Origin of the sequence: Nocardioides sp. GCM10030259 (assembly GCF_042666375.1) — a bacterium.
Lineage (GTDB): Bacteria > Actinomycetota > Actinomycetes > Propionibacteriales > Nocardioidaceae > Nocardioides.
This window is the reverse complement of sequence record NZ_JBHTDF010000008.1, coordinates 115,906-137,685: the sequence shown is the minus strand read 5'-3', so window position 1 is coordinate 137,685 and position 21,780 is coordinate 115,906. Positions and strand designations below refer to the sequence as shown.

20 protein-coding genes are annotated in these 21,780 nt (G+C 70.3%); 18 read left to right on the top strand and 2 right to left on the bottom strand.

The annotated features are described in order from the left end of the window. Window positions 1–138 precede the first annotated feature (138 nt). From nhaC to ACFQQI_RS09210, 7 genes are all read left to right on the top strand, one after another. A complete protein-coding gene (gene nhaC, locus ACFQQI_RS09240) occupies window positions 139–1,605 on the top strand; it encodes a Na+/H+ antiporter NhaC (protein ID WP_378561308.1) in 1,467 nt (488 codons plus the stop codon). Beyond that, on the top strand, window positions 1,602–3,050 hold the full coding sequence (locus ACFQQI_RS09235) for a basic amino acid/polyamine antiporter (protein ID WP_378561305.1): 1,449 nt from the start codon (window positions 1,602–1,604) through the stop codon (window positions 3,048–3,050). Before nhaC ends, ACFQQI_RS09235 begins: the two co-directional genes overlap by 4 nt. Before the next feature lie 23 nt (window positions 3,051–3,073). Continuing rightward, complete coding sequence (locus ACFQQI_RS09230; protein WP_378561302.1) at window positions 3,074–4,321, top strand: arginine deiminase; 1,248 nt, start codon at window positions 3,074–3,076, stop codon at window positions 4,319–4,321. After that, complete coding sequence (locus ACFQQI_RS09225) at window positions 4,321–5,175, top strand: META domain-containing protein (RefSeq protein ID WP_378561299.1); 855 nt, start codon at window positions 4,321–4,323, stop codon at window positions 5,173–5,175. The genes ACFQQI_RS09230 and ACFQQI_RS09225 overlap by 1 nt, the downstream gene beginning before the upstream one ends. Before the next feature lie 28 nt (window positions 5,176–5,203). Then, window positions 5,204–5,425: a hypothetical protein gene (locus tag ACFQQI_RS09220; RefSeq protein WP_378561296.1), complete on the top strand. Its 222-nt coding sequence runs from the start codon at window positions 5,204–5,206 to the stop codon at window positions 5,423–5,425. Between the two features lie 611 nt (window positions 5,426–6,036). Further along, complete coding sequence (locus ACFQQI_RS09215; protein WP_378561293.1) at window positions 6,037–6,978, top strand: rhodanese-like domain-containing protein; 942 nt, start codon at window positions 6,037–6,039, stop codon at window positions 6,976–6,978. A 113-nt stretch (window positions 6,979–7,091) separates the two neighbouring features. After that, complete coding sequence (locus tag ACFQQI_RS09210; protein WP_378561290.1) at window positions 7,092–7,982, top strand: hypothetical protein; 891 nt, start codon at window positions 7,092–7,094, stop codon at window positions 7,980–7,982. Here ACFQQI_RS09210 and ACFQQI_RS09205 read toward each other — a convergent pair. Further along, on the bottom strand, window positions 7,966–8,943 hold the full coding sequence (locus ACFQQI_RS09205; protein WP_378561287.1) for a sulfotransferase family protein: 978 nt from the start codon (window positions 8,941–8,943) through the stop codon (window positions 7,966–7,968). The two genes, ACFQQI_RS09210 and ACFQQI_RS09205, sit on opposite strands and share 17 nt — an antisense overlap. A 130-nt stretch (window positions 8,944–9,073) precedes the next feature. Further along, window positions 9,074–9,946 carry a LysR family transcriptional regulator gene (locus ACFQQI_RS09200; protein ID WP_378561284.1) on the bottom strand — a complete coding sequence of 291 codons (873 nt, stop codon included), beginning with the start codon at window positions 9,944–9,946 and terminating at the stop codon, window positions 9,074–9,076. Between the two features lie 101 nt (window positions 9,947–10,047). On the opposite strand from ACFQQI_RS09200, the gene ACFQQI_RS09195 reads away from it, so the two are divergent. From ACFQQI_RS09195 to ACFQQI_RS09145, 11 genes are all read left to right on the top strand, one after another. Then, window positions 10,048–11,439, top strand: coding sequence for an LLM class flavin-dependent oxidoreductase (locus tag ACFQQI_RS09195; protein ID WP_378561281.1), 1,392 nt, complete (start codon window positions 10,048–10,050; stop codon window positions 11,437–11,439). A gap of 122 nt (window positions 11,440–11,561) precedes the next feature. Next, on the top strand, window positions 11,562–13,124 hold the full coding sequence (locus tag ACFQQI_RS09190; protein ID WP_378561278.1) for an ABC transporter substrate-binding protein: 1,563 nt from the start codon (window positions 11,562–11,564) through the stop codon (window positions 13,122–13,124). After that, on the top strand, window positions 13,121–14,173 hold the full coding sequence (locus tag ACFQQI_RS09185) for an ABC transporter permease (protein ID WP_378561275.1): 1,053 nt from the start codon (window positions 13,121–13,123) through the stop codon (window positions 14,171–14,173). Before ACFQQI_RS09190 ends, ACFQQI_RS09185 begins: the two co-directional genes overlap by 4 nt. After that, window positions 14,170–15,084, top strand: a complete 915-nt coding sequence (locus ACFQQI_RS09180) for an ABC transporter permease (protein ID WP_378561272.1) — start codon at window positions 14,170–14,172, stop codon at window positions 15,082–15,084. The genes ACFQQI_RS09185 and ACFQQI_RS09180 overlap by 4 nt, the downstream gene beginning before the upstream one ends. Next, the gene (locus ACFQQI_RS09175) at window positions 15,071–16,081 is read left to right on the top strand and encodes an ABC transporter ATP-binding protein (RefSeq protein ID WP_378561269.1); all 1,011 of its coding nucleotides are present in this window, start codon (window positions 15,071–15,073) and stop codon (window positions 16,079–16,081) included. Before ACFQQI_RS09180 ends, ACFQQI_RS09175 begins: the two co-directional genes overlap by 14 nt. Next, window positions 16,078–17,133 (top strand): ABC transporter ATP-binding protein, encoded by a 1,056-nt coding sequence (locus ACFQQI_RS09170; protein WP_378561266.1) that lies wholly within the window; start codon window positions 16,078–16,080, stop codon window positions 17,131–17,133. Before ACFQQI_RS09175 ends, ACFQQI_RS09170 begins: the two co-directional genes overlap by 4 nt. Next, window positions 17,130–18,260 carry an LLM class flavin-dependent oxidoreductase gene (locus tag ACFQQI_RS09165; RefSeq protein WP_378561263.1) on the top strand — a complete coding sequence of 377 codons (1,131 nt, stop codon included), beginning with the start codon at window positions 17,130–17,132 and terminating at the stop codon, window positions 18,258–18,260. The genes ACFQQI_RS09170 and ACFQQI_RS09165 overlap by 4 nt, the downstream gene beginning before the upstream one ends. A gap of 29 nt (window positions 18,261–18,289) precedes the next feature. Then, the gene (locus ACFQQI_RS09160; RefSeq protein WP_378561261.1) at window positions 18,290–19,429 is read left to right on the top strand and encodes an LLM class flavin-dependent oxidoreductase; all 1,140 of its coding nucleotides are present in this window, start codon (window positions 18,290–18,292) and stop codon (window positions 19,427–19,429) included. An 8-nt stretch (window positions 19,430–19,437) separates the two neighbouring features. After that, window positions 19,438–20,589, top strand: a complete 1,152-nt coding sequence (locus ACFQQI_RS09155; protein ID WP_378561258.1) for a CaiB/BaiF CoA transferase family protein — start codon at window positions 19,438–19,440, stop codon at window positions 20,587–20,589. Next, entirely contained in the window at window positions 20,586–21,200 is a 615-nt protein-coding gene (locus ACFQQI_RS09150) for an enoyl-CoA hydratase/isomerase family protein (protein ID WP_378561255.1), read from the top strand. The genes ACFQQI_RS09155 and ACFQQI_RS09150 overlap by 4 nt, the downstream gene beginning before the upstream one ends. Then, window positions 21,197–21,778 carry a hypothetical protein gene (locus tag ACFQQI_RS09145; protein WP_378561252.1) on the top strand — a complete coding sequence of 194 codons (582 nt, stop codon included), beginning with the start codon at window positions 21,197–21,199 and terminating at the stop codon, window positions 21,776–21,778. The genes ACFQQI_RS09150 and ACFQQI_RS09145 overlap by 4 nt, the downstream gene beginning before the upstream one ends. Window positions 21,779–21,780 lie beyond the last annotated feature (2 nt).

Genomic DNA, 21,780 nt, shown 5'->3' with positions numbered 1-21,780 from the left:
GCCTGAATCAGGTGAGGTCGTCTCTCCGCAATTTGGACTAGTCTAGGCCGTTAGCCGGGACTGCCCCGGTCTGCCGCCGACCGGCCCGCTCCGGTGTCACAGGGCCCCTCTGCTGCACGTGCGGTGAGCGAGGATCCGATGGCGGAGTCCGAGGGCGTACGTGCACCGTCCCTCGCGGATGCTCTCATCCCGCTGGCAGCGCTCGCTGGGCTGATCGCGGGGTCGCTGGCCCTGTTCGGTCTCGACGCGCTGGACGGGCCGATCCAGGTCGCCCTGGTGTTGTGCTGCGCGGTCGCGGCGCTGATCGCGATGAAGAACGGTCACGACTTCCCCGCGATCCAAGAGGCCGGCAAGGGGGCCGTCGCGTCGGTCACGAGCGCGATCTTCATCCTGCTCGCCGTTGGCGCGCTCATTGGTGTCTGGAACCTCTCCGGCACGATCCCGACGCTCGTCTACTACGGCATCCAGATCCTCTCCCCGGGGTGGTACTACGCCGCCGCGGCGATCATCTGCGGTGTCGTCGCGCTGAGCATCGGCAGCTCATGGTCGACCGCGGCGACGATCGGTGTCGGCCTGGTTGGCATCGCCGGGCTGATCGGAGTTTCACCGGAGATCACCGCCGGTGCCGTCATCTCCGGGGCCTATCTCGGCGACAAGACCTCGCCGCTGTCGGAGACCACGATCCTGACCGCGCAGGTGGTCCAGGTCGACGTCCACGAGCACATCAAGCGGCAGGTCTGGACGTCGGCTCCGGCGTTCGTCATCGCGCTCGTGGTGTTCTTCGTGCTGGGCGTCACGGGCCCCGACACGGTCACCACCGCCGAGACGACCTCGGACCTCGACAAGCTCAACCAGATCTACTGGATCACCCCGCTCGCGCTGCTGCCGCTGGTGCTGCTGGTCGTGCTCTCGGTCAAACGGGTCCCGGCGTCCTTGGCGCTGCTCGCGTCGACGCTGTTCGCCGGCATCCTCGGCGCGTTCCTCCAGCCCGACGTGTACGCCGACTTCGTCGCAGGCACCGGCAACGTCGTCGTGGAGTCGGTGAAGGCGGTCTGGTCGGCCATGGCCACCGGCTTCTCGATCGACTCCGGGATCTCCGACGTGGACCGGCTGCTCTCCCGCGGCGGCATGGACAGCATGCTGCTCACGATCTGGCTGATCCTCGGGGCGGTCACCTTCGGCGCGTTACTCGAGGAGTTCGGCCTGATCAGCCGGCTGGTCGACCCGATGATCGCGAGCGCCAAGAGCACCGGCCGGCTGTTCCTGACGGTCTTCGCGTGCGGCTTCGGGCTGAACGTCGTCGCAGGCGATCAGTACATCGCCTTGGTCCTGCCGAGCCGGGTCTTCCGCGCCGAGTTCGCTCAACGGGGCCTCGCGGCGACCAACCTGTCTCGGCTGGCCGCCGACAGCGGGACGGTCACCTCTCCACTGGTGCCGTGGAACTCCTGCGGTGCCTTCATGGGGGCGACGCTGGGGGTCGGCACTCTGCTCTACCTCCCGTACGCGGTGTTCTGCTACGCCAGCCCAGCGCTGAGCGTCCTGTACGGCTTCACCGGATTCAGGATCGAGAAGACCGAACCCTCCGAGCTCGAGGAGTCCTCATGACCACAGAGGTGGAGACCCCGGCCGCCGTCGGGAAGATGAGCGTGCCGACGCTGACGATGATGGTGGTCGGCAGCATGGTCGGGGCGGGGGTGTTCTCGCTGCCGGCACGGTTCGGCGTCGCGACAGGCATCCTGGGATCGTTGATCGCCTGGGCGGTCGCGGGCGCGGGCATGCTGATGCTCGCGTTCGTCTTCCAGAACCTCGCGATCCGCAAGCCGGATCTGGACTCCGGTGTCTTCATCTACGCGAAGGCCGGGTTCGGCGACTACGTCGGCTTCAACTCCGCGATCGGGTTCTGGGCCAGCGCGGTTGCGGGCAACACCTTCTACTGGGTCTTCATCGGCGCCACGATGAGTACCTGGTTCGACGGGTTCGGCGAGGGCGACACGATCTTGGCGGTTGCGCTCGGGACCGTGGGGGTGTGGTTCTTCCACGTCCTGATCGCGCGCGGGGTGCGCGACGCCGCGATCATCAACCGGATCGTGACGATCTGCAAGATCATCCCGATCCTGGTGTTCATCGTCGTGCTACTGATCTCGATCGACACCGGGATTTTTGCCGACAACTGGACCGCCTACGGGTACGGCGACCTCGGCAACATCGGTGACCAGGTGCGCAACACAATGATCATCACGACCTTCGTCTTCCTCGGCATCGAGGGCGCGACCGTCTACTCCCGCTACGCGAAGAAGCGTGAGGACGTCGGCAAGGCGACTGTCATGGGCTTCCTGAGCGTGCTGTCGATCTTCGCGCTGGTCACGCTGTCGTCGTACGCTGTGATGCCGCAGCCCGAGATCGCCGCCACCCGCCAGCCCTCGATGATCGGCCTGTTCGAATCCGTCGTCGGTGACTGGGGCAGCCACTTCATCAGCGCCGCGGTAATCATCTCAGTGCTCGGCGCGTATCTCGCCTGGACCCTGATGGCCGCCGAGGTCATGTTCATCCCCGCCCGGCAAGACGACTTCCCAGAGTTCCTCGGTCGGGAGAACGACAAGGGGACCCCGATCACCGCGCTCGTGGTGTCGTCGCTGGCCGTGCAAGGCCTGCTCGCAGCCACCCTCGTGCTCACCGACGCCCTCAACTTCATGCTCGACCTGTGCACCAGCCTGGCGCTGATCCCGTACTTCCTGGCGGCCGCCTACGCGCTCAAGATCGGTCTGACCGGCGAGTCCTACGAGAGCGAGTCCGCGTCGGCGCGACGCAAGGAGACGATCATCGCGGGCATCGCGGTGGCGTACACGATGTTCCTCTTTGACGCCGCCGGCCTGCAGTTCCTGCTGCTCTCCACCGTCATCCTTGCGCCAGCGACGCTTCTATACGTCAAGGCCCGCAGCGAGCACGGTCGGCGCCTGTTCAGCCCGACCGAAGTGGCGCTGTGCGCGATCATCGTGGGCGCAGGAGTCATCGGAGCCATCGGTCTCTGGACCGGACGCATCGCTCTTTGACCTCCCATTGAAAGGCAGGAAACATGAGTGTCTCTTCGACGTACGGCGTGCATTCCGAGGTCGGCAGGCTCCGCAAGGTGCTGGTCTGCGCTCCGGGGCTCGCCCACCGCCGGCTCACGCCGAGCAACAACGACGAGCTGCTCTTCGACGACGTGATGTGGGTGGAGAACGCCCAGCGCGACCACGCCGACTTCGTCAACAAGCTCACGCAGCGGGGCGTCGAGGTCGTCGAGCTCCACGAGCTGCTCGCGCAGACGCTCGGCGTGCCTGGCGCGACGGACTGGATCCTGGACCGCAAGATCACGGCCAACCAGGCCGGGCTCGGGCTCATCGACGACACCCGCGGCTACCTCGAGAGCGTGTCAGAGAGACAACTGGCCGAGTTCCTCATCGGAGGGCTCGCGACCAACGACCTGCCCGACGACTTCCGCTCCGACTACGTCGCCCTCGCGCGAGAGTCACTCGGCGCACGCGAGTACCTCCTGCCGCCGCTGCCCAACACGCTCTACACCCGCGACACCACCTGCTGGCTCTACGGCGGTCTCACCATGAACCCGCTCTACTGGCCGGCCCGCAAGGAGGAGACCCTCCTCTACAAGGCGATCTACCAGTTCCACCCCGACTACGTCGGCTCGACCGTCTGGTGGGGCGACCCCGAGCAGGACTGGGGCCAGGCCAGCTTCGAGGGCGGCGACGTGATGCCCGCCGGCAACGGCGTCGTGCTCGTCGGCATGAGTGAGCGCACGTCGCGGCAGGCGATCACCCAGGTGGCGAAGGCCCTCTTCGAGCAGGGTGCGGCGACCCGGGTGATCGTGGCCGGGATGCCGAAGCTGCGCGCGGCGATGCATCTCGACACCGTGTTCACGTTCGTCGATCGCGACGTCGTCACGCTCTACCCGACCATCATGGGCGCCGTGCACACGTTCACCCTCACGCCGTCGGACACGGCGCCTGGCGTCGAAGTGCGCGACGAGGGCTCCGCCAAGTTCGTCGACGTCGTGGCCCGGGAGCTGGGCCTGCCGTCGATCCAGGTCATCGACACCGGTGGCGACGTCTACCAGTCCGAGCGCCAGCAGTGGGACAGCGGCAACAACGCCGTGGCTCTCGAGCCCGGCGTGGTCTTCACCTACGACCGCAACACGCTCACCAATACGCTGCTGCGCAAGGCAGGTGTCGAGGTGATCACGATCGTGGGCGCCGAGCTCGGTCGGGGCCGGGGCGGCGGGCACTGCATGACCTGCCCGATCATCCGGGACCCCGTGGAGTTCTGATGCGCACCGCCGGTCTGGTGTGGCAGCTCGTCGCACTGATCGTCGCTGTCCCGCTCGCCCTCACTGGGTGCGCCGACGACACCGCCGGTGACGAGGGTGGCGACGTGTCGCCGAGCCCGCAGGAGACCGTCGCGGAGGGGAGTGCCGTGGACGCAGACGAACTGGAGGGCACGACGTACGTGTCGACCTCGGTGCAGGGACGTGACCTGGTCGATGGCACCGAGATCACGCTGTCCTTCAAGGACGGCGCCATGTCCGTCTCTGCTGGTTGCAACACGATGTTCGGCGCCTACGAGGTCGACGCGTCGGGCACTCTCAGATGGGCCGGGCCGCCGGCCTCGACGCTGATCGGCTGCTCCGACGACCTGGCCGACCAGGACCAGTGGCTGACGACGCTGTTCACCGAGGGCGTGACAGCGACCTCCGAGAGCCCAGCCCTCACGCTGACCGACGGCGCGGTCGTCGTCGAGATGGCGTCGGAGTCGTCCACCAACCTCGACGAGCTACTCGGCAGGACCTGGACGCTGGTGGGCACCATCGATGGCGAGACCGTTTCGCGGCTGCCCCGCGGAGTCAACCGCCCGTTCCTGTCCGTCCGCGCCGATGGCCTTGCCCGACTCAACACAGGCTGCAACGTCGGCCGCACGACGGTGCGGGTCGACGGCGACCAGCTCGTCTTCGGCCACGCCACCACCACACGTCGATCGTGCGAAAAGCCGGCCCGCGAGATCGAACAGGCGATGCTGGCGATCGTCGACCAAGGACGAACCGACCACGTCGAGGCACACGACCGGATTCTGACCCTGAGTCGCGCCGGGGACGGCCTGGTCTTCGAGCTCAATCGAACCGAATGAACAGGGCACTCTTGAGGAGGCAACCAGAATGCTGAATGTTGCAACACCGATGGTTACCGAGGCCGCGCGGTACGTGCTCGGGTTCTCGATCGCAGCATGCTTCGCCGCCCTGGGAGTCGGAGCGATGATCTGGATGGCTGGCCGCCATGACAGCAGCCCTCAAGCGGCGTCCCGGGGAATGCTGGGTGTGCTGGTCGCGCTCGTCGCCCTCACGCTCGTCCTGCTACTTGCGCTGATCTATGCGCTGTGAGGCTTGGCGCCGGTTCAGTCAGTCGCGCTGATCACGGTGCGTGGTGGTCCTATCGGCCCTCACGGGCTCGCGCCGACCGGACGACTCCGCCCTTTCTCAGAGTCCGTGCCCAAGCTCAGCTGTCCGCAGATGGTCCGTGGCCGCCGATGTGACCAGAAGTCGAGGCGCTTCGATGGTCCTCCCGGTCCGCAAACAGTCCGCAAGAAGTTCAGCCGAGACCGACGACCACCAACGGCGCCCGGCGCCCTCGCGAGCGTGTTTCTGCAGGTCAGGCCATGTTTTCTGGTGTCATTCGACGATCGCCAACGACCACCGAAACCACGCGTGATCGTTCCGCTTCAATGTGTAAAGGGCCCAGGTCAGCGGCCTGATTGACCCCTCCTTGTCCCGTTCTTGCCCCCGTCCTCAGGCCATCCTTCCGGTCCGAGACGCCGATCAAGTGATGCATTGGCGGGCGGAGTGTCCGATTGGTTCCGATCGTTGCAGGCGCAACCGGGTGGGTGGCACTGACCACGACTCACTCCTGCACAGAGGCGTTGAAGCACGAGGCCGCAATCCGACACACTCTTGTAAGTTGATGAACATGCTCATATTTGTGCTACAAGTAGGAGATGAGCACGACACTCGGTCCGAGGCCCGCCACCCGAGGAGGGCGCCAGCTCTCGTCGGCGGAGGTGCGTGAGACCGTCGAACGGTATGCGCACGACGTGCGCGCCGGCAGGTATGTCGCCGAGTTCGACAGCGACCGGCGCTGGCATGTGCGCATCCATCAAGACGCCGACGTCGACGTCTGGCTGATCAGCTGGACGACGGAGCAGGGCACGCAGCTGCACGACCACGGGGGCTCCTCGGGTGCCTTCAGCGTGGTCGACGGCGTGCTCGACGAGTACGTGTGGAGCGGCTCGACGCACGACGCCCCGGGGATGCTGGTCAGACGTGTGCGCCACGAGCAGGAGACGGTCGTGTTCGACGCGCACTACGTCCACGACGTGTGCAACCGTCGCGAGCAACCGGCCGTGAGCGTGCACGCGTACTCGCCGCCGATCCGCCTGATGCGCTACTACGACAGCAGCGACGGCAGCCTGCTGCGTTGGGCGGCGAGCTGGACCGACGACCCGGAACAGCCCGCGCCGGCACGAGAGGCGGCCTTCGCGAGCATCGAGGAGATGCTGGCGGCGGCCCGGGGGACGCTTGACCGCCTGACGCCTGAGCAGGCCGAGCGGGCCGCACGCGACGGCGCGCAGCTGGTCGACATCAGGCCGGAGTGGCAGCGCCGGGCGGACGGGGAGATCCCCGGTGCCATCGTGATCGAGCGCAACCACCTCGAGTGGCGGGTGCACCACGACTCCGACGCCCGGCTCTCGCTGGCGACGCAGGGCAGGCGCTGGGTCATCTACTGCACCGAGGGCTACACGTCCTCGTTGGCCGCGGCCACGCTGGTCTCGCTCGGACTCGATGCGACCGACATCATCGGTGGCATCCATGGCTGGCGGCAGGCCGGACTGCCAACCGTTCCCGGCTCGACCCAGGTCGAGCACATCGTCGGCGGCTGACGGCGCGCGACCCTGGTCAGGACGGGTCACCACACCGTCGGCGGAGGTCCCGCCTGGGGACTGACGGGCGTTGCACCGATAGTCGATCAAATAAGTCGACTATGCTGGCGTGCATGCCACTGGAGACGCCGTTGCTCGCCCCGACGTACGACGACGCCGTCGAGGTGGTCGTTCCGGCGCCGGATGCGGGGCCGGGCAACTGGGCGGGTGCGGCGAGCGCGGTCCTGGTCGACGACACGTTCTGGCTGACGTACCGGGTTCGGCGGCCGCTCGCCGAAGGGCGCGGCGTCTCGGTGGTGGTGGCCCGCTCGGACGACGGAGTGGCGTTCACGCAGGTCGCGTCCGTGCAGCGCGAGACCTTCGGCTGCGAGTCGTTCGAGCGTCCCGTCCTGGTGCCGCTTCCGAACGGCGAATGGCGGCTCTACCTGTCGTGCGCCACGCCGGGATCGAAGCACTGGTGGGTCGACAGCCTGACCGCGCCGACGCCGGCGCAGCTGTCCAGCGGGCGGCGCCGGGTGATCCTGCCCGGCGACGACCGGACGGCGGTCAAGGACCCGGTCGTGGTGCGCGTCCGAGACGGTTGGGAGATGTGGTTGTGCTGCCACCCCCTGACCGAGACCGGCTCGGAGGACCGGATGACCACGCGGCTGCTCACCAGTGCCGACGGCCTCGTCTGGGCCGACCAGGGGCAGGTGCTGGCCGGCCGGCCGGGGCGATGGGACGCCCGCGGGGCCCGGGTGACGACCATCATCAGCCAGCGACCGCTCGTCGTGCTGTACGACGGCCGGCCGGACGCCGCCTCGAACTGGCACGAGACGACCGGTGTCGCCCGGTGGGACGGCGCGCGGCTGGTCGCCGACGACGAGGATCCGGTGGCCTCGCCGTACTCGGACGGGGCGTGGCGCTACGCAACGGCGGTCCCGCTGCCGGACGGGCGCACCCGCTTCTACCTCGAGGCGGCGCGCCCCGACGGGGCGCACGACCTGGTCACGCTTGTGCGCTGAGCTGTCCGGAGCGCTGGTCGAAGGACCCGCGACTCGTGGTCGACAGCCAGTCCGAGAAGTCCTCGCCGGTCAGTCGCGACAGGGCCGTGATGTCGTCGGCGAACGCCGGCAGCAGGCACTCCCGCTGCTCCGGCGTCAGATGCGGCCGGTGTGCGCCGTCGGCTCCTCGCAGACCCGCGACCAGGGGCCGGCTGGCGGCGCGCCACGTCTCGGGACGCGCGAACTGTCCGAGCCAGGCCCCGCTCCGGATGACCGGGCCGAGGGTGGCGGACCGCCATCCGGGACCGACGTAGCTGCGTGCGTTGTCCCGCGGGATCGTTGCGACCTGGCCGGTGCGGATGCCGAGGAACCGGCAGGTCCGGTTCACCGCGGCCGGCGGGTCGTCGACGATGTCGCGATAGCGGAGCACCAGCACCCGCTCCGGGTCGACGTACTGCTGCAGGTGGGCCAGCTGTTCGCCGTACAGGCCGAGCTCCCGGTATCGCCAGAAGGGCGCCCAGCCGGCCCGTACCCGCGACGGCTCGCGGGCGAATGCCGCAGCGAAGTCCGGGATCGGCTCCAGCCCGTCGCACCACAGGTGCATCCAGTTGGAGTAGGCACGATCGATGGGGTCGCGCACGACGGCGATCACTCGCACGCCCGGCAGCGCCTCCGCGATCCGGCGGTGCGCCCCTCGGCTCCAGAGGTAGAACGGCGTGCTCTCGCCGCGGACCTGGTGCGCGGCGGCCGGTTCGAACAGCGCTCGGTAGTCGTCGCGGCGCCAGATCCACTCCCGCTGGGAGTGAGCATCTCCGGGGCCACGCCATGCGGGAGGTGGGGCGTCGTCGCACAACCAGTACTTGGGCTCCTTCGGGCTCGTCATGAAGACGTCGGGGTGTTGCGCCAGCGCTGCATGCAGCGCCGTCGTACCCGCCTTGGGTGCCCCGATGATCAAGAAGTCGGGTTGCATCGCTCGAGTCATCTCCCCTCCTGTTAATCAGAGTAAGAGACTAGACATAGAGTAGGAAGCGTCGGGGCAAGGGTTTCGGAAGGAAGTGCGGGGGAGGCGCTGGTGGTCGACCTGGTTGATGCCCAGCTGCGTACGCCGACGCCTACTCCCGGCTCGACGAGCTCATCACCTGACGACCGAGCACGGGTCGGACTGCATCGACGGTGAGCTCGCCGATCGGTCCCTGCAGTCCCGGCCTCGAGCACACGTAGAGCTGGAGCGGCTCCGGGACCGGCAGGTCATGGCAGGCGACCAGACCCTCGGGGGTGTGGCCGAGGGTCGCCATCAGCGCCACACCGAGCCCGGCGCTGACGGCGGCCTGCACGCCCGCGAGCTGGATCGCCTCGGCGCCGACGACGGCGGGGATGTCGTGCGCCGAAAGCGTCTCGAGCGCCCGGGTGCGCAGCGAGCAGGGGCTGTCGAAGGCGACGACGGGGACCGGCGCCGGGAGCTCGGGTCGTCGCCAGGAAGGCGAGGCGTACCAGGCCAGCTCGAGGTCACCGACCAGCTGCGCCCGCGGGCCCTCGGCGCCCAGCAGCAGCGCGAGGTCGACCCGGCCCGTGACCACGTCCTCGCGCAGCCGCGCTCCCCGGTCGATCCGGAAGCGGACCCGATGGCCCGGGGCGGACACGGCCAACGCCTCGGCCAGGACCGGCAGCAGCCGGGCCGCTGCGTGCTCGGTGGAGCCGATCGTGATCGTCTCCTCGACCTCGATGCCGAACCCGCGCAGCGCGTCGTCGTGCAGGCCCAGGATCTGCCGCGCCTGGTCCAGGAGCTGCTCGCCGGCGGCGGTGAACCGCGAGCCGCGACCGTGCCGCTCGACGAGCGGCCTCCCGACGGCGGACTCGAGCCGACGGACGTGCTGGCTGACCGCGCCCTGGCTCAGGTGCAGGGACGCCGCCGCCCGCTGGAATCCGCCGCAGTCGGCGATGGCGACAAGACTCCGCAACGGAGAAATGTCGAGTGTTCCACTCATATTTGAAGCGTAGCCCACGCACTCATCACTCGGCGTGATCGGTCCACATCACGAAGCCGCGTTGGAGTCGCCGACCCTTTGTCCATTAAGTTGGTAGACAAATGAGCAATACCGCGGAGGGTGGGAGCACGACGATGGTCGCGAAGCGCCAGATCCACCTGGGGGCCGTGCCGTACGGCACCGGTGGCCCGGGGAGCCACACCCTGTGGCTCGACCCCGACATCCCCGGCGACGCCAGCGTCGACGTCGACTGGTTCACCGGCATCGCCCAGCTCGCCGAGCAGGGTCGCTTCGACCTGGTCTTCATCGTCGACAGCCAGTTCATCACGCCGTACTCGCCGCCCCACTACCTCAATCGGCTCGAGCCCCTGACGCTGCTGAGTGCGCTCGCCGCACGCACCGAGCGGATCGGCCTGGTGGGCACGGCGACCACGAGCTTCAACAGCCCGTTCAACCTGGTGCGTCGCCTGGGCTCGCTCGACCTGATCAGCCGCGGCCGGGCGGGCTGGAACGTCGTCACGACCGGCGACGCCGGGACGGCCGGCAACTACGGGCTCGACGACCACTACGACTACGACACCCGCTACCGCCGCGCGCAGGAGTACGTCGAGCTGGCGCGAGCGCTCTGGGACTCCTACGAGGACGACGCCTTCGTCCGCGACCGGGAGAGCGGCGTCTTCCTCGACCGCACCAAGCAGCACGTGCTCGACCACGAGGGCACCTACTTCAAGGTCCGGGGTCCGCTCAACCTGGTGCGCTCGCGGCAGGGACACCCGGTGGTCTTCCAGGCCGGCGACTCCGACCAGGGCCGCGACCTCGGCGCCAGCGTCGGCGAGGGCATCTTCACCCACGCCCCCGACATCCCCGCCGGGCAGGCGTTCTACCAGGACATCAAGGGCCGCGCCCGGGACCGGTTCGGGCGCAACCCCGACCACCTCGTGATCATGCCGGGCATCAAGGTCGTCGTCGGCGACACCGACGAGGAGGCCCGGGAGATCGAGGCGTTCAACAACGACCGCGACCACACCTTCCAGGCAGCGCTGGCCGAGTTCGGCCGGCCGTTCGGCTGGCACGACTTCACGGTGTACGACCTCGATGCGCCGTTCCCGGCCGAGACCCTCGAGCACGGCCGCCGCTCCTTCTACACGCAGGCCAAGGCCATCACCGAGCGTGCGGTCGAGAGCGGCTGGACGCTGCGCCAGACCGTTGAGGCCACCCGCTACTTCCGCAAGAGCGAGTTCGTCGGGTCGCCCACGACCGTGGCCGACAAGCTCGTCGAGTGGTGGGAGGCCGGCGCCTGCGACGGCTTCAACATCGGGGTCGACCACCCCGCCAACTTCCGGCGCGTCGTCGAGGACGTCGTGCCGATCCTCCAGGAGCGCGGTGTCTTCCGCGCCGACTACGACGCGACCACCTTGCGGGGACATCTCGGGCTCCCCGTTCCGACCAACCGCCACACCGCGGCCCGTGCGGCCGCGGAGCAGGCGGTCTGAGATCCGGGCGCCCGGCCGCACCCGCCGGGCGCCCGGTGCCACCTGTCCGACCAGCACCAGACGAGCACCGACCCATCCATCCCGAGACCCCCGTCTCCGCACGTACGAAAGGCAGACGCCTGATGCCGACGCCCTCCCACTCCCGACGACCCGCCGTCGACCTCAACCGCCGCACCTTCCTCGGCGCCAGCCTCGGCGCCGGCCTGATCATGGCTCTCCAGGCCTGCGGCGGCACCTCGAACGGCGCCGGATCGTCCTCCGGCTCCGGCGGCGGCACGATCACGTGGGCCTGGCAGCTGCCGACCACCTGGGACCCGGTCACGTCGTCGGCCGGCTCGGACGTGCAGATGCTCGCCCTCACCTACGACCCGATCACGGCGCTCGACGAGCAGGGCAACGCGGTCCCGTGGCTCGCCGAGTCCTGGCAGTACGACAAGTCCGGAAAGCAGGTCACCTTCACCCTCCGCAAGGGCCTGAAGTTCAGCGACGGCAGCCCGCTGAACGCCGAGGCGGTCGCCAAGTCGATCGAGCGCGGCCGCAGCCAGGACGGCTCGCTGATCGCGCCGCAGATGGCCACCATCAAGTCGGTCCAGGCCTCAGGCGACCTCGACGTCGTCATCGAGCTCACCGAGGTCGACTACCAGTACCCGCTGCTCTTCGCGGGCAAGACCGGCATGGTCGTCAACCCGGCGGTCTTCGAGAAGGACCCGGACTCCCTGGCCACGCAACCAGCCGGATCCGGACCGTTCTCGGTGACCAAGTACGTCCAGAACGACCACGCCTCGATGACCAAGAACGACAACTTCTTCGCCGCCGACGAGATCACGGTGTCGGCCTTCGAGCTCTACCCACAGGCCGACCCGTCGACCGTCGTCGCGTCGGTCCAGTCCGGCCAGTACAACCTCGCCCGGATCCTCGGCGCACAGATCGAGCAGGCGAAGGCAGCGGGCCTCGACGTGCAGATCATCGACTCGATGTTCGTGTACTGCCTCGACGTGCACGCCGAGATGGCGCCGTTCGACGACCCGGCGGTCGTCGAGGCGCTGAAGTACGCCATCGACCGGGACAAGCTCGTCGAGGTCGTCTTCTTCGGGGTAGGGGAGCCCGACTACCAGCCCTTCCCGCCCGGCTACGTCGGCTACAACGACGACCTGGGCGAAGCCTTCGCCTACGACCCCGACAAGGCCCGTTCCCTGCTCCGGGGGGCCGGGTACACCGACCCGGTCCCGGTGAAGTTCACCAGCTCTGGCTTCTCCACCTCTGCGGTGGAGCTGATCCAGGCGCAACTCAACGAGGTCGGCTTCGAGGTCACCATCGACACGATTCCGCAGACCCAGCACACGCAGTTGGTCTACATCGAGCACTCCAAGGCGCTTGCCTTCGACGGGTTCGCCGGCCGGGAGTCGCCCGTGCAGGCGTTCCAGGTGCTCTTCGGCGCCGAGGGCCTGATGAACCCGGCCCGGCAGACCAACGCGAAGCTCGAGGCTCAGCTGACGAAGGTCAAGCAGACCCCGACCGACGACCCGGCGTACGCGGGGTTGCTGCAGGAGGCGACCAAGATCGCGGTCACCACCTTCCCGAACACCTTCCTCGTGACCGCACCCGCAGCGGTGATCCGCAAGGGCGTCTCGGAGATCCCCGACCTGCCCAGCCTGCGTCGCTTCGAGGGAGTGACCGTGTCGTGACCCTGACCGTCACCCAGGCACCAGCGCCCGCGGCGCCGGCCCCCACCCCGGCGGCGGTGGTGGCGCCGGGGCGAGCGCGCCGCGTCGTACCGCTCCTGTGGTCGGTGGCGAGCACCCTCGTCATCACCGTCACCGTGCTGCTGCTGGCCTCGGTCATCACCTTCGGCCTCGGCGCGCTGAGCGACAGCAACCCCGCCGCCGCGGCGCTGGGGGAGACCGCGACCCAGGCGGACATCGACCGGCTCAACCACGAGTTCGGCCTCGACCGACCGCTGCCGGTGCAGTACGTCTCCTGGCTCGGCAACGCGCTGCAGGGCGACCTGGGACGCTCCTGGTTCACGACCATCCCGGTCACCGACAGCATTCGCCAAGCGCTGCCCGTCGACCTCTCGATCGCGGTCCTCGCCCTGGTGCTGGCCATACTGATCGGCGGCGGCGCCGGCATCGGCGCCGCGCTCAGCAACGGCGGTCTCTTCGACCGGGCGGTCACGCTCGTCTGCTCGGTGCTCGCCACGCTGCCGCCGTTCGTCATCGGCATGGCGCTGATCGTCGTCTTCGCGGTCAAGCTCCAGTGGCTGCCGGCCGGTGGGTACGTCGCGCTCGGGGACGACCCGGTCGAGTGGCTGCGGTTCGCGATCCTGCCGTCGCTGGCGCTCAGCCTCGACGTCGCCGCGTCCATCGCCCGGCAGCTGCGGACCTCGCTGGTCGGGTCGCTCGCCGAGAACTACGCCGTCGGCGCGGAGATGCGCGGCTTCGGCCGGTCCCGGGTGCTCTTCGGGCACGTGCTCCGCAACGCCGCCGGCCCGACGCTGGCGGTCATCGGCCTCGCCGTACCGCTCATCGTGGGCGGCGCGGTGATCACCGAGCAGCTCTTCGGGCTGCCGGGCATCGCCCAGCTGGCGCTGCAGTCGGCCGAGAAGGGCGACGTGCCCGTCGTGCTCGGCACGCTCCTCGTCACCGCGGTGATCGTGGTGGTGGCCAGCCTGGTCATCAACGTCCTGCAGACGGCCCTCAACCCGATGGCCCGGCGCGAGGGGGTGCGCCGATGACCACGCTCCGCAACCTGTGGGCCATCCCGAGCGCCCGGCTCGCGCTGGTCGTGCTCGTCGGCGTCGCCTTCCTGGCGGCCTTCGGCGAGGCACTCGCCCCGCACGACCCGCTCCACCAGTACACCGACTCGATACTCCAGGGACCGAGCGCCGACCACCTGCTCGGCACCGACTACGTCGGCCGCGACGTGCTCAGCCGCCTGATGGCCGGCACCCGGCTCTCGGTCGCCGGCGCCGCCGAGGCGGTGCTCATCGGTGGCGCGCTCGGCATCCCGACCGGCCTGGCCTCCGCCTGGCTCGGTCCGAAGCTCGAGTGGCTGACCCTCCGGATCAGCGACACCCTCGTGATCCTGCCGTTCACGGTGTTCGCGATCGCCGTCGCCGGCACGCTCGGCAACGGCCTCCAGCAGGCGATGTTCGCGATCGGCGTGCTGATCAGCCCGATCTTCTTCCGGGTCACCCGGTCGGCGGCGATGGGCCTGCGCAAGCAGCAGTACGTCGAGGCCGCGGAGCTAATGGGCGCCTCGGAGTGGTGGACGCTGCGCAAGCACATCTGGACCAAGGTGCTGCCCAACGTCGCCGTCACCTCCGCCCAGGCGACCGGCGCCGCGCTGCTCGTCGTCGCGTCCCTGTCGTTCCTCGGCCTCGGCGTCACCCCGCCGGCGCCGACCTGGGGCGGGATGCTCGCCTCCGACCTCGGCTACCTCGCCCAGCAGTCCTACGCCCCGATCTTCCCGGGCCTGCTGATGATGGCCACCGTCGGCTCGCTCAACCTGCTCGCCGACGCCATCCGCGAGGCGACCGGCGCGGCGCCCCGCCGTCGCAAGCGGCGCGTGCGGACGGCTGCGAGCCCGAGCCCGGCCACCGCCCATGCCACCTCGCGGAAGGAGACCGCCGATGTCAGCGCATGAGCAGGTGCTGGAGGTCCGCGACCTCCAGGTGTCCGTGGGCAACGACCTCGTCGCCGTGCAGGACGTGTCGTTCACGATCGGCCGCGGCGAGTCCGTCGGCCTGGTCGGCGAGTCCGGCAGTGGCAAGACCCTGACCTGTCGCGCGGTCCTCGGGCTGCTGCCCGCGACCGGTCAGGTCGACGCCGGCGCCATCGTGCTCGGCTCGGGCAGCGACGAGGTGGAGCTCACCGGCGCCCGCCGTGCGACGTGGAACCAGGTGCGCGGAACGCGAGTCGGCGCGGTCTTCCAGGACCCGGCGTCCTACCTCAACCCGTCGCTGACCGTTGGTCACCAGCTCGCCGAGCAGCTGCGGGTCAAGCGCGGCCTGTCCCGCTCGGACGCCCACCGCCGCACGGTCGAGCTCTTCGCCGAGGTCGGCCTGCATGACCCCGAGTCGGTCTTCCACCAGTACCCCTTCCAGCTCTCGGGCGGCATGCTCCAGCGCGTCCTCATCGCGATCGCGGTGTCCTGCGAGCCCGAGCTGCTGATCGCCGATGAGGCGACCACCGCCCTCGACGTGGTCATCCAGGCGGAGATCCTCGGCTTGCTGCGCCGGCTCCGCGAGAGCCACCGGCTGTCCCTGCTCCTCGTCACCCACGACCTGGCCGTGGTCGCCGAGACCTGCGAGCGGATCCTCGTCATGTACGGCGGTCAGATCGTCGAGAGCGGCCCGACCGCCGACGTGCTGAGCAATCCGAGGCACCCTTACACGCAGGCCCTCATGGGCGTCGCGACCATCGGCAGCTGGCAGCGCCGCAAGCTCGACGTGATCCCCGGCCAGCCGCCGGCCGCCGGCGAGCAGATGCCCGGCTGCCGCTTCGCCCCACGCTGCCCCTACGCCAGCTCGCAGTGCCTCGACGGACCGGTGGCGCTGACCGACCTCGGCCCCCAGCGGGCCGCGCGCTGCGTCCTCGTTGAGGACCCGACCGTCCGGACCCAGCAGGAGGTGCCCGCATGAGCACGACCCCCGCCCCGCTTCTGCAGGTGCGCGGCCTGTCGGTCTCCTACGCGCCGCCGAAGAAGGCGACCGGCCTCGGCACCGGTGCCGCGCTCTCCGAGGCGGACCTCGACGTCGGCGCCGGCGAGGTCGTCGGCATCGTCGGCGAGACCGGCTCCGGCAAGACGACGTTGGCCCGCGCGACGGTCGGCCTGGTGGCGCCGGTCGCCGGGAGCATCGAGTTCGGCGGCCAGGACGTCGGCAGCCTCCGTGGCCGCGCCCTGCGCGGCTTCCGTCGCTCCGGCCAGGTGCAGCTGGTGTTCCAGGACCCGCTGCGCTCGCTCGACCCGGACCTCACCGTCGCCGAGCTCGTCCGCGAGCCACTCGACATCGTGGGCGCGCTGTCCCGCCGGGAGCGCGAGGAGCGGGTCGACGAGTCCCTGCGCCTCGTCGGCCTCGAGCCCGAGACCATGCGTGACCGGCGCCCGCGCGCCCTCTCGGGCGGCCAGCGCCAGCGGGTCTCGATCGCCCGCGCCATCTCGACCCGGCCGCGGCTGCTCTTCTGCGACGAGCCGGTCTCCGCGCTCGACGTCTCCAACCGCAACCTGGTGCTCAACCTGCTCGACCAGCTGCGCACCGAGCTCGGGCTCGCCGTCGTGATCATCGCCCACGACCTCAGCTCGCTGGCCGGCATCGCCGACCGGGTCGCCGTCTTCTACCGCGGCCGGATCGTCGAGCAGGGCCCGATCCGCCAGGTGCTCGAGCAGCCCGCCCACCCCTACACGGGTCTGCTGACCGCGTCCGCGCCGAGCGTGGAGGTCGCGACGGACGAGGACCGGTTGCGCCCCGAGCAGCTGGTGCCGGCCGAGGGCACCCGGCCCTGGCCCGTCGACGGCGTCTGCGTCTTCGCGCAGCGCTGCCCCTTCGCCCATGACGCCTGCGTCGAGCAGCCCGCACTGGCCCCGGTGCCGCGGGCGCCCGGCCGCCAGGCCGCCTGCCACGTCGCCGCCGCCTGGCGCGACCGCCTCCACGACCACCAGCAGGACCAGAGCCCCGAGAGGGAGTCAGCATGAGCCGCTCCATCGACCTCGAGTTCATCGGCATCACCGCGACGCAGCGCGTCGACACGACCGGCACCACCGCGACCGTCGGTGGGATGGCCACGCACACCGAGATCGGCGTGCCGGTGGGCCCGCCGGTCGACAAGGAGTTCGCCGCCGAGCTGGCACGTGCCCACGAGGCGGCCGGCTTCGACCGGGTCCTGATCGCCCACTCGTCGTCCTCCATCGACGGCTTCGTGCTCGCCGACCAGACGCTCGAGGCGACCGAGAAGCTCAAGGTCCTGCTTGCACACCGGCCGGGCTTCTGGGCGCCGACCATCGCCGCCCGCGCCTACGCCACGCTCAACGCGTTCCACCCCGGCCGGGTGGCGATGCACGTGATCACCGGCGGGGACGACACGGACCAGCAGCGCGACGGCGACTACCTCACCAAGGAGGAGCGCTACCGACGCACCGACAACTTCCTGACCGTGCTCCGCCAGGAGTGGGAGTCCGAGGTCCCGTTCGACCACGAGGGCGAGTTCTACCGGGTCACCGGTGCCCACGCCTCGGTCCGCCCGGAGCCCGGCGAGATCCCGATCTACTTCGGCGGCGCCTCCGAGGACGCGATCCGGGTGGGCGGCAAGCACGCCGACGCCTACGCCTTCTGGGGTGAGCCGCTCGACGGCATCCGCCAGCGGATCGCCGAGGTCAAGGCGGCCGCGGCGCCGTACAGCCGCAGCCCGCGCTACTCGGTGAGCCTGCGGCCGATCGTCGCCGAGACCGAGGACGAGGCGTGGGCGCAGGCCGAGGCGGTGCTGGCGGCGGCGCAGGCGAAGGCCGGGGACGCCGGGCCGCTGAGCGGCTTCGGCAAGAACGCCGTCGGCTCCCAGCGGCTCGTCGCCGCCGCCGAGCAGGGCGACGTCCACGACAAGCGGCTCTGGACCGCGCTGGCCAAGGTCACCGGCGGCGCCGGCAACTCCACCTCACTCGTCGGCACCTACGAGCAGGTCGCCGAGGGCCTCCTCGACTACGTCGACCTCGGCGTCACGACCCTCCTCATCCGCGGCTTCGACCCGCTGGAGGACGCGAAGAAGTACGCCCGCGTGATCGAGCTGGTCCGCGCGGGTGCCCAGCAGCGTCCGGCCCTGGCCGGCTGACCCTCTCCACGCTTCAGGAAGGCAGAGACATGACGTACGACGACGTCGAGATCCTCGGCATGATCGGCACGGCCGACGCCTCGGAGATCCGGCCCGGTGACGGCCGCCTGGTCGACCCCGACTACACCGCGCGCTTCGCCAAGGCCCATGAGGCAGGCGGGTTCGACCGCGTGCTCATCGGCTACGGCTCCGGATGGGCGGAGGGCACCCAGGTGGCGGCGTACGCCGCGGCGCACACCGAGCGCCTCGGTCTCCTGGTCGCCCACCGCCCCGGAGTCGTCCACCCGACGCTGGCGGCGCGCACGTTCACGACGCTCGACCAGTTCAGCGGCGGCCGGGTCGCCCTCAACATCGTCACCGGCAGCACCGACGCCGAGCAGCGCCGCGAGGGCGACTACCTGCCCAAGGACGAGCGCTACGCCCGCACCGACGAGTACCTCACGATCCTGCGCGCTGCCTGGGACACCCCCGGCCCGCACAGCTTCGACGGCGCCTACTACAGGTTCGAGGACTTCACCCCGCACGTGAAGCCGGTCGACGGGCGCCACATCGACCTCTTCTTCGGCGGCAGCTCGCCGGCGGCGTACGTCGTGGGCTCGAAGCACGCGGACACCTACATGCTCTGGGGCGAGCCGCTCGCCGAGACCTCGGGCCAGATCGCGACCGTCGGGGAGAAGGCCCGCGCGGCCGGCCGCACGCGAAACCCTCGCATCTCGGTCTCCTTCCGGCCCATCCTCGGCCGCACCGACGCCGAGGCCTGGGAGCGCGCGCACTCGATCCTCGACACCATCAACGGCAACGTCGGCGCGCAGTTCAAGGCCAAGCACAGCCAGCTGCACCCGGCCGGCAAAGGCCCGGAGAACTCCGGGTCGCAGCGGCTCCTCGCGGTCGCCGAGAAGGGCGACCTGCACGACCGGTGCCTGTGGACGCCCACCACCCAGGCAGTCGGCGGCGGCGGCAACTCGACCGCACTGGTCGGCTCGCCCGAGACGGTCGCCGCCGCGATCCTCGACTACGTCGAGATCGGCGTCGACACCGTCCTGATCCGTGGCTACGAGCCCCTGCAGGACGCGATCGACTACGGTCGCGACCTGCTCCCGCTGGTCCGCCAGGAGCTCGCGCACCGCGCCACAACCCGCGGCAACCCGGCCGAAGCCGCGGCGGTCTGAGGCTGCCGATGCGACCACTGGAAGGAGTGCGGGTCGTCGAGCTGGCCCACGTGGCCGCCGGCCCTTTCGCCGGCATGCTGCTCGCCGACCTCGGCGCGGACGTGCTCAAGGTCGAGCCGCCCACCGGCGACCAGATGCGGGGCTGGCCGCCCTTCGCCGACGACGGCGAGGGCGGGCGGTTCAGCCACAACTTCGCCTCGGTCAACCGCAACAAGCGGTCGATCGTGGCCGACCTGAAGGACACGGAAGACCTGGCGCGGGTGCGTGACCTCGTCGCGGCCGCCGACGTCGTCGTCGAGAACTACCGGCCGGGCGTGCTCGACCGGCTCGGCCTCGGCTACGACACGGTGAGCGAGCGCCACCGCGGGCTCGTCTACTGCTCGATCTCGGGCTACGGACTGACCAGCCCCTACGTCAACGACGGCGCCTACGACGTCGTGATCCAGGGGATGTCCGGGCTGATGAGCGTCACCGGACCGCCCGATGGCGGCCCGGTGAAGGCCGGCGTGCCCGTCGGCGACTTCACCGCCGGCCTCTACGCCGCCTACACGATCGCCGCGCTGCTCCCGCAGGTCAGGGGGAGTGGGTCGTCCGTGCGCGTGGACGCCCCGATGCTCGACTGCCTGCTCGGCGTCTCGGCGCTGCAGACCAGTGAGTACTGGGGATCCGGCCGCGAGCCGCAGCGGCTCGGCACCGCCCACCCGCGCAACGCGCCGTACCAGGGGTTCTCGGCCGCCGACGGCGACTTCACCGTCGCGGCCGGCAACGACCGGCTCTGGGCCGCGGTCGCCGACGTCGTCGGACGCCCCGAGTTGGTCGACGACCCGCGCTTCGTCACCCAGCTCGACCGGGTCGCCCACCAGCACGAGCTCGAGGCGCTGCTGCAGGAACGCTTCGCGGGGCGCAAGCGGGAGGAGTGGCTCACCGAGCTGCGCGCCCGCGGTGTGCCGTGCGGTCCGGTCAACACGTTCGGCGAGGTCCTCGCCGACCCGCACGTCGCGTCGACCGGCCTGGTCGCCGACATCGACGTCCCCGTCGCCGGGCCGACCCCGACCGTGGTCTTCCCCGTGCGCATCGAGGGCCAGCAGCCCCGGCTGGACCGGGGTGCGCCGGTGCTCGGCGCCGACGTGGACGTGTACGACGAGTGGGTGGCGTCATGAGCGTCGTCGTCGACCGCGGACCCGTGTGGACCGTGACGCTCGACCGGCCGGCCCGGGCCAATGCCCTGTCGGCAGACCTGGTCGAGGCTCTGCACGGCGTGCTCGACGAGGCCGAGGCCGCCCGTCCCCGGGTGCTGGTGCTCCAGGGCAACGAGCGGCACTTCGCGGCCGGCTTCGACCTCGGCGGCCTGGCCGACGAGACCGACGCCTCGCTGGCGCTCCGCTTCCTGCGCATCGGCGTCCTGCTCGAGCGGCTGCTGGCGGCGCCGTACGTCACCGTCGCCCTCGCCCAGGGCGCCGCAATCGGTGCGGGCGCCGACCTCGTGCTCGCCTGCGACCACCGACTGGTCGACCGGCGGGTGACCCTCCGATTCCCCGGCGCCGCGTTCGGCGTCGCGCTTGGCGGCGTACGGCGGGCCGAGCTCGGCGGCCCCCTGACCACCGGCACCCCGACCGACCTCGAGGCCGCCCTCGCCGCTGGCCTACCCCTGCGCCCGGCCCACGACTCCAACGCGGAGCTGGCCGCCCTGGCCCGCTCGCTCGCCGTACCGGGCCTGCGCGACCGCATCGCGGCGTACGCCGCCCCCGTCCTCACGAAGGAGCCCGCATGAGCACCGACCAGATCGTCCCCGTCAGCAGTGACGTCCCCGAGCTCGCGGCCTTCGCGCGCAACGTCGAGGAGCTCATCGCGCAGGGCCTCGACGAGCAGGCGCTGACCGCGGCCATCCAGGCGGAGCTGACGGCCACCCTCGCCGCCGGCTTCGAGCTGCCCGTCGACAAGGTGCAGCCCGACCCGGAGCGCTACGTGATGTACCCGCTACACGTCGCGGCCGACGGCTCCTGCTCGATTGCCAGCGCCGTCTGGAACGTCGGCCAGGGCACGCCGGTCCACGGCCACGAGACCTGGGGCGTCGTCGGCATCTACAGCGGCGTCGAGGTGGAGACCCAGTACGCCAAGCCCACTCAGCCCGACGTCCCGCTGGTCCAGGAGGGTGTCCACGAGTGGGGTGCCGGCGAGGTCACCGTCTGCTGCACCACTGACGACGACGTGCACCAGGTGCGATGCGGCGGCGACGTGCCCGTCGTCGGCATCCACGTCTACGGCGCCGACATCGGCACGCTGCCACGCCGTTCCTACGACCCCGACACGGGTGCCGTGCATTGGTTCGTGTCCCACTGGGCTCACTGAGA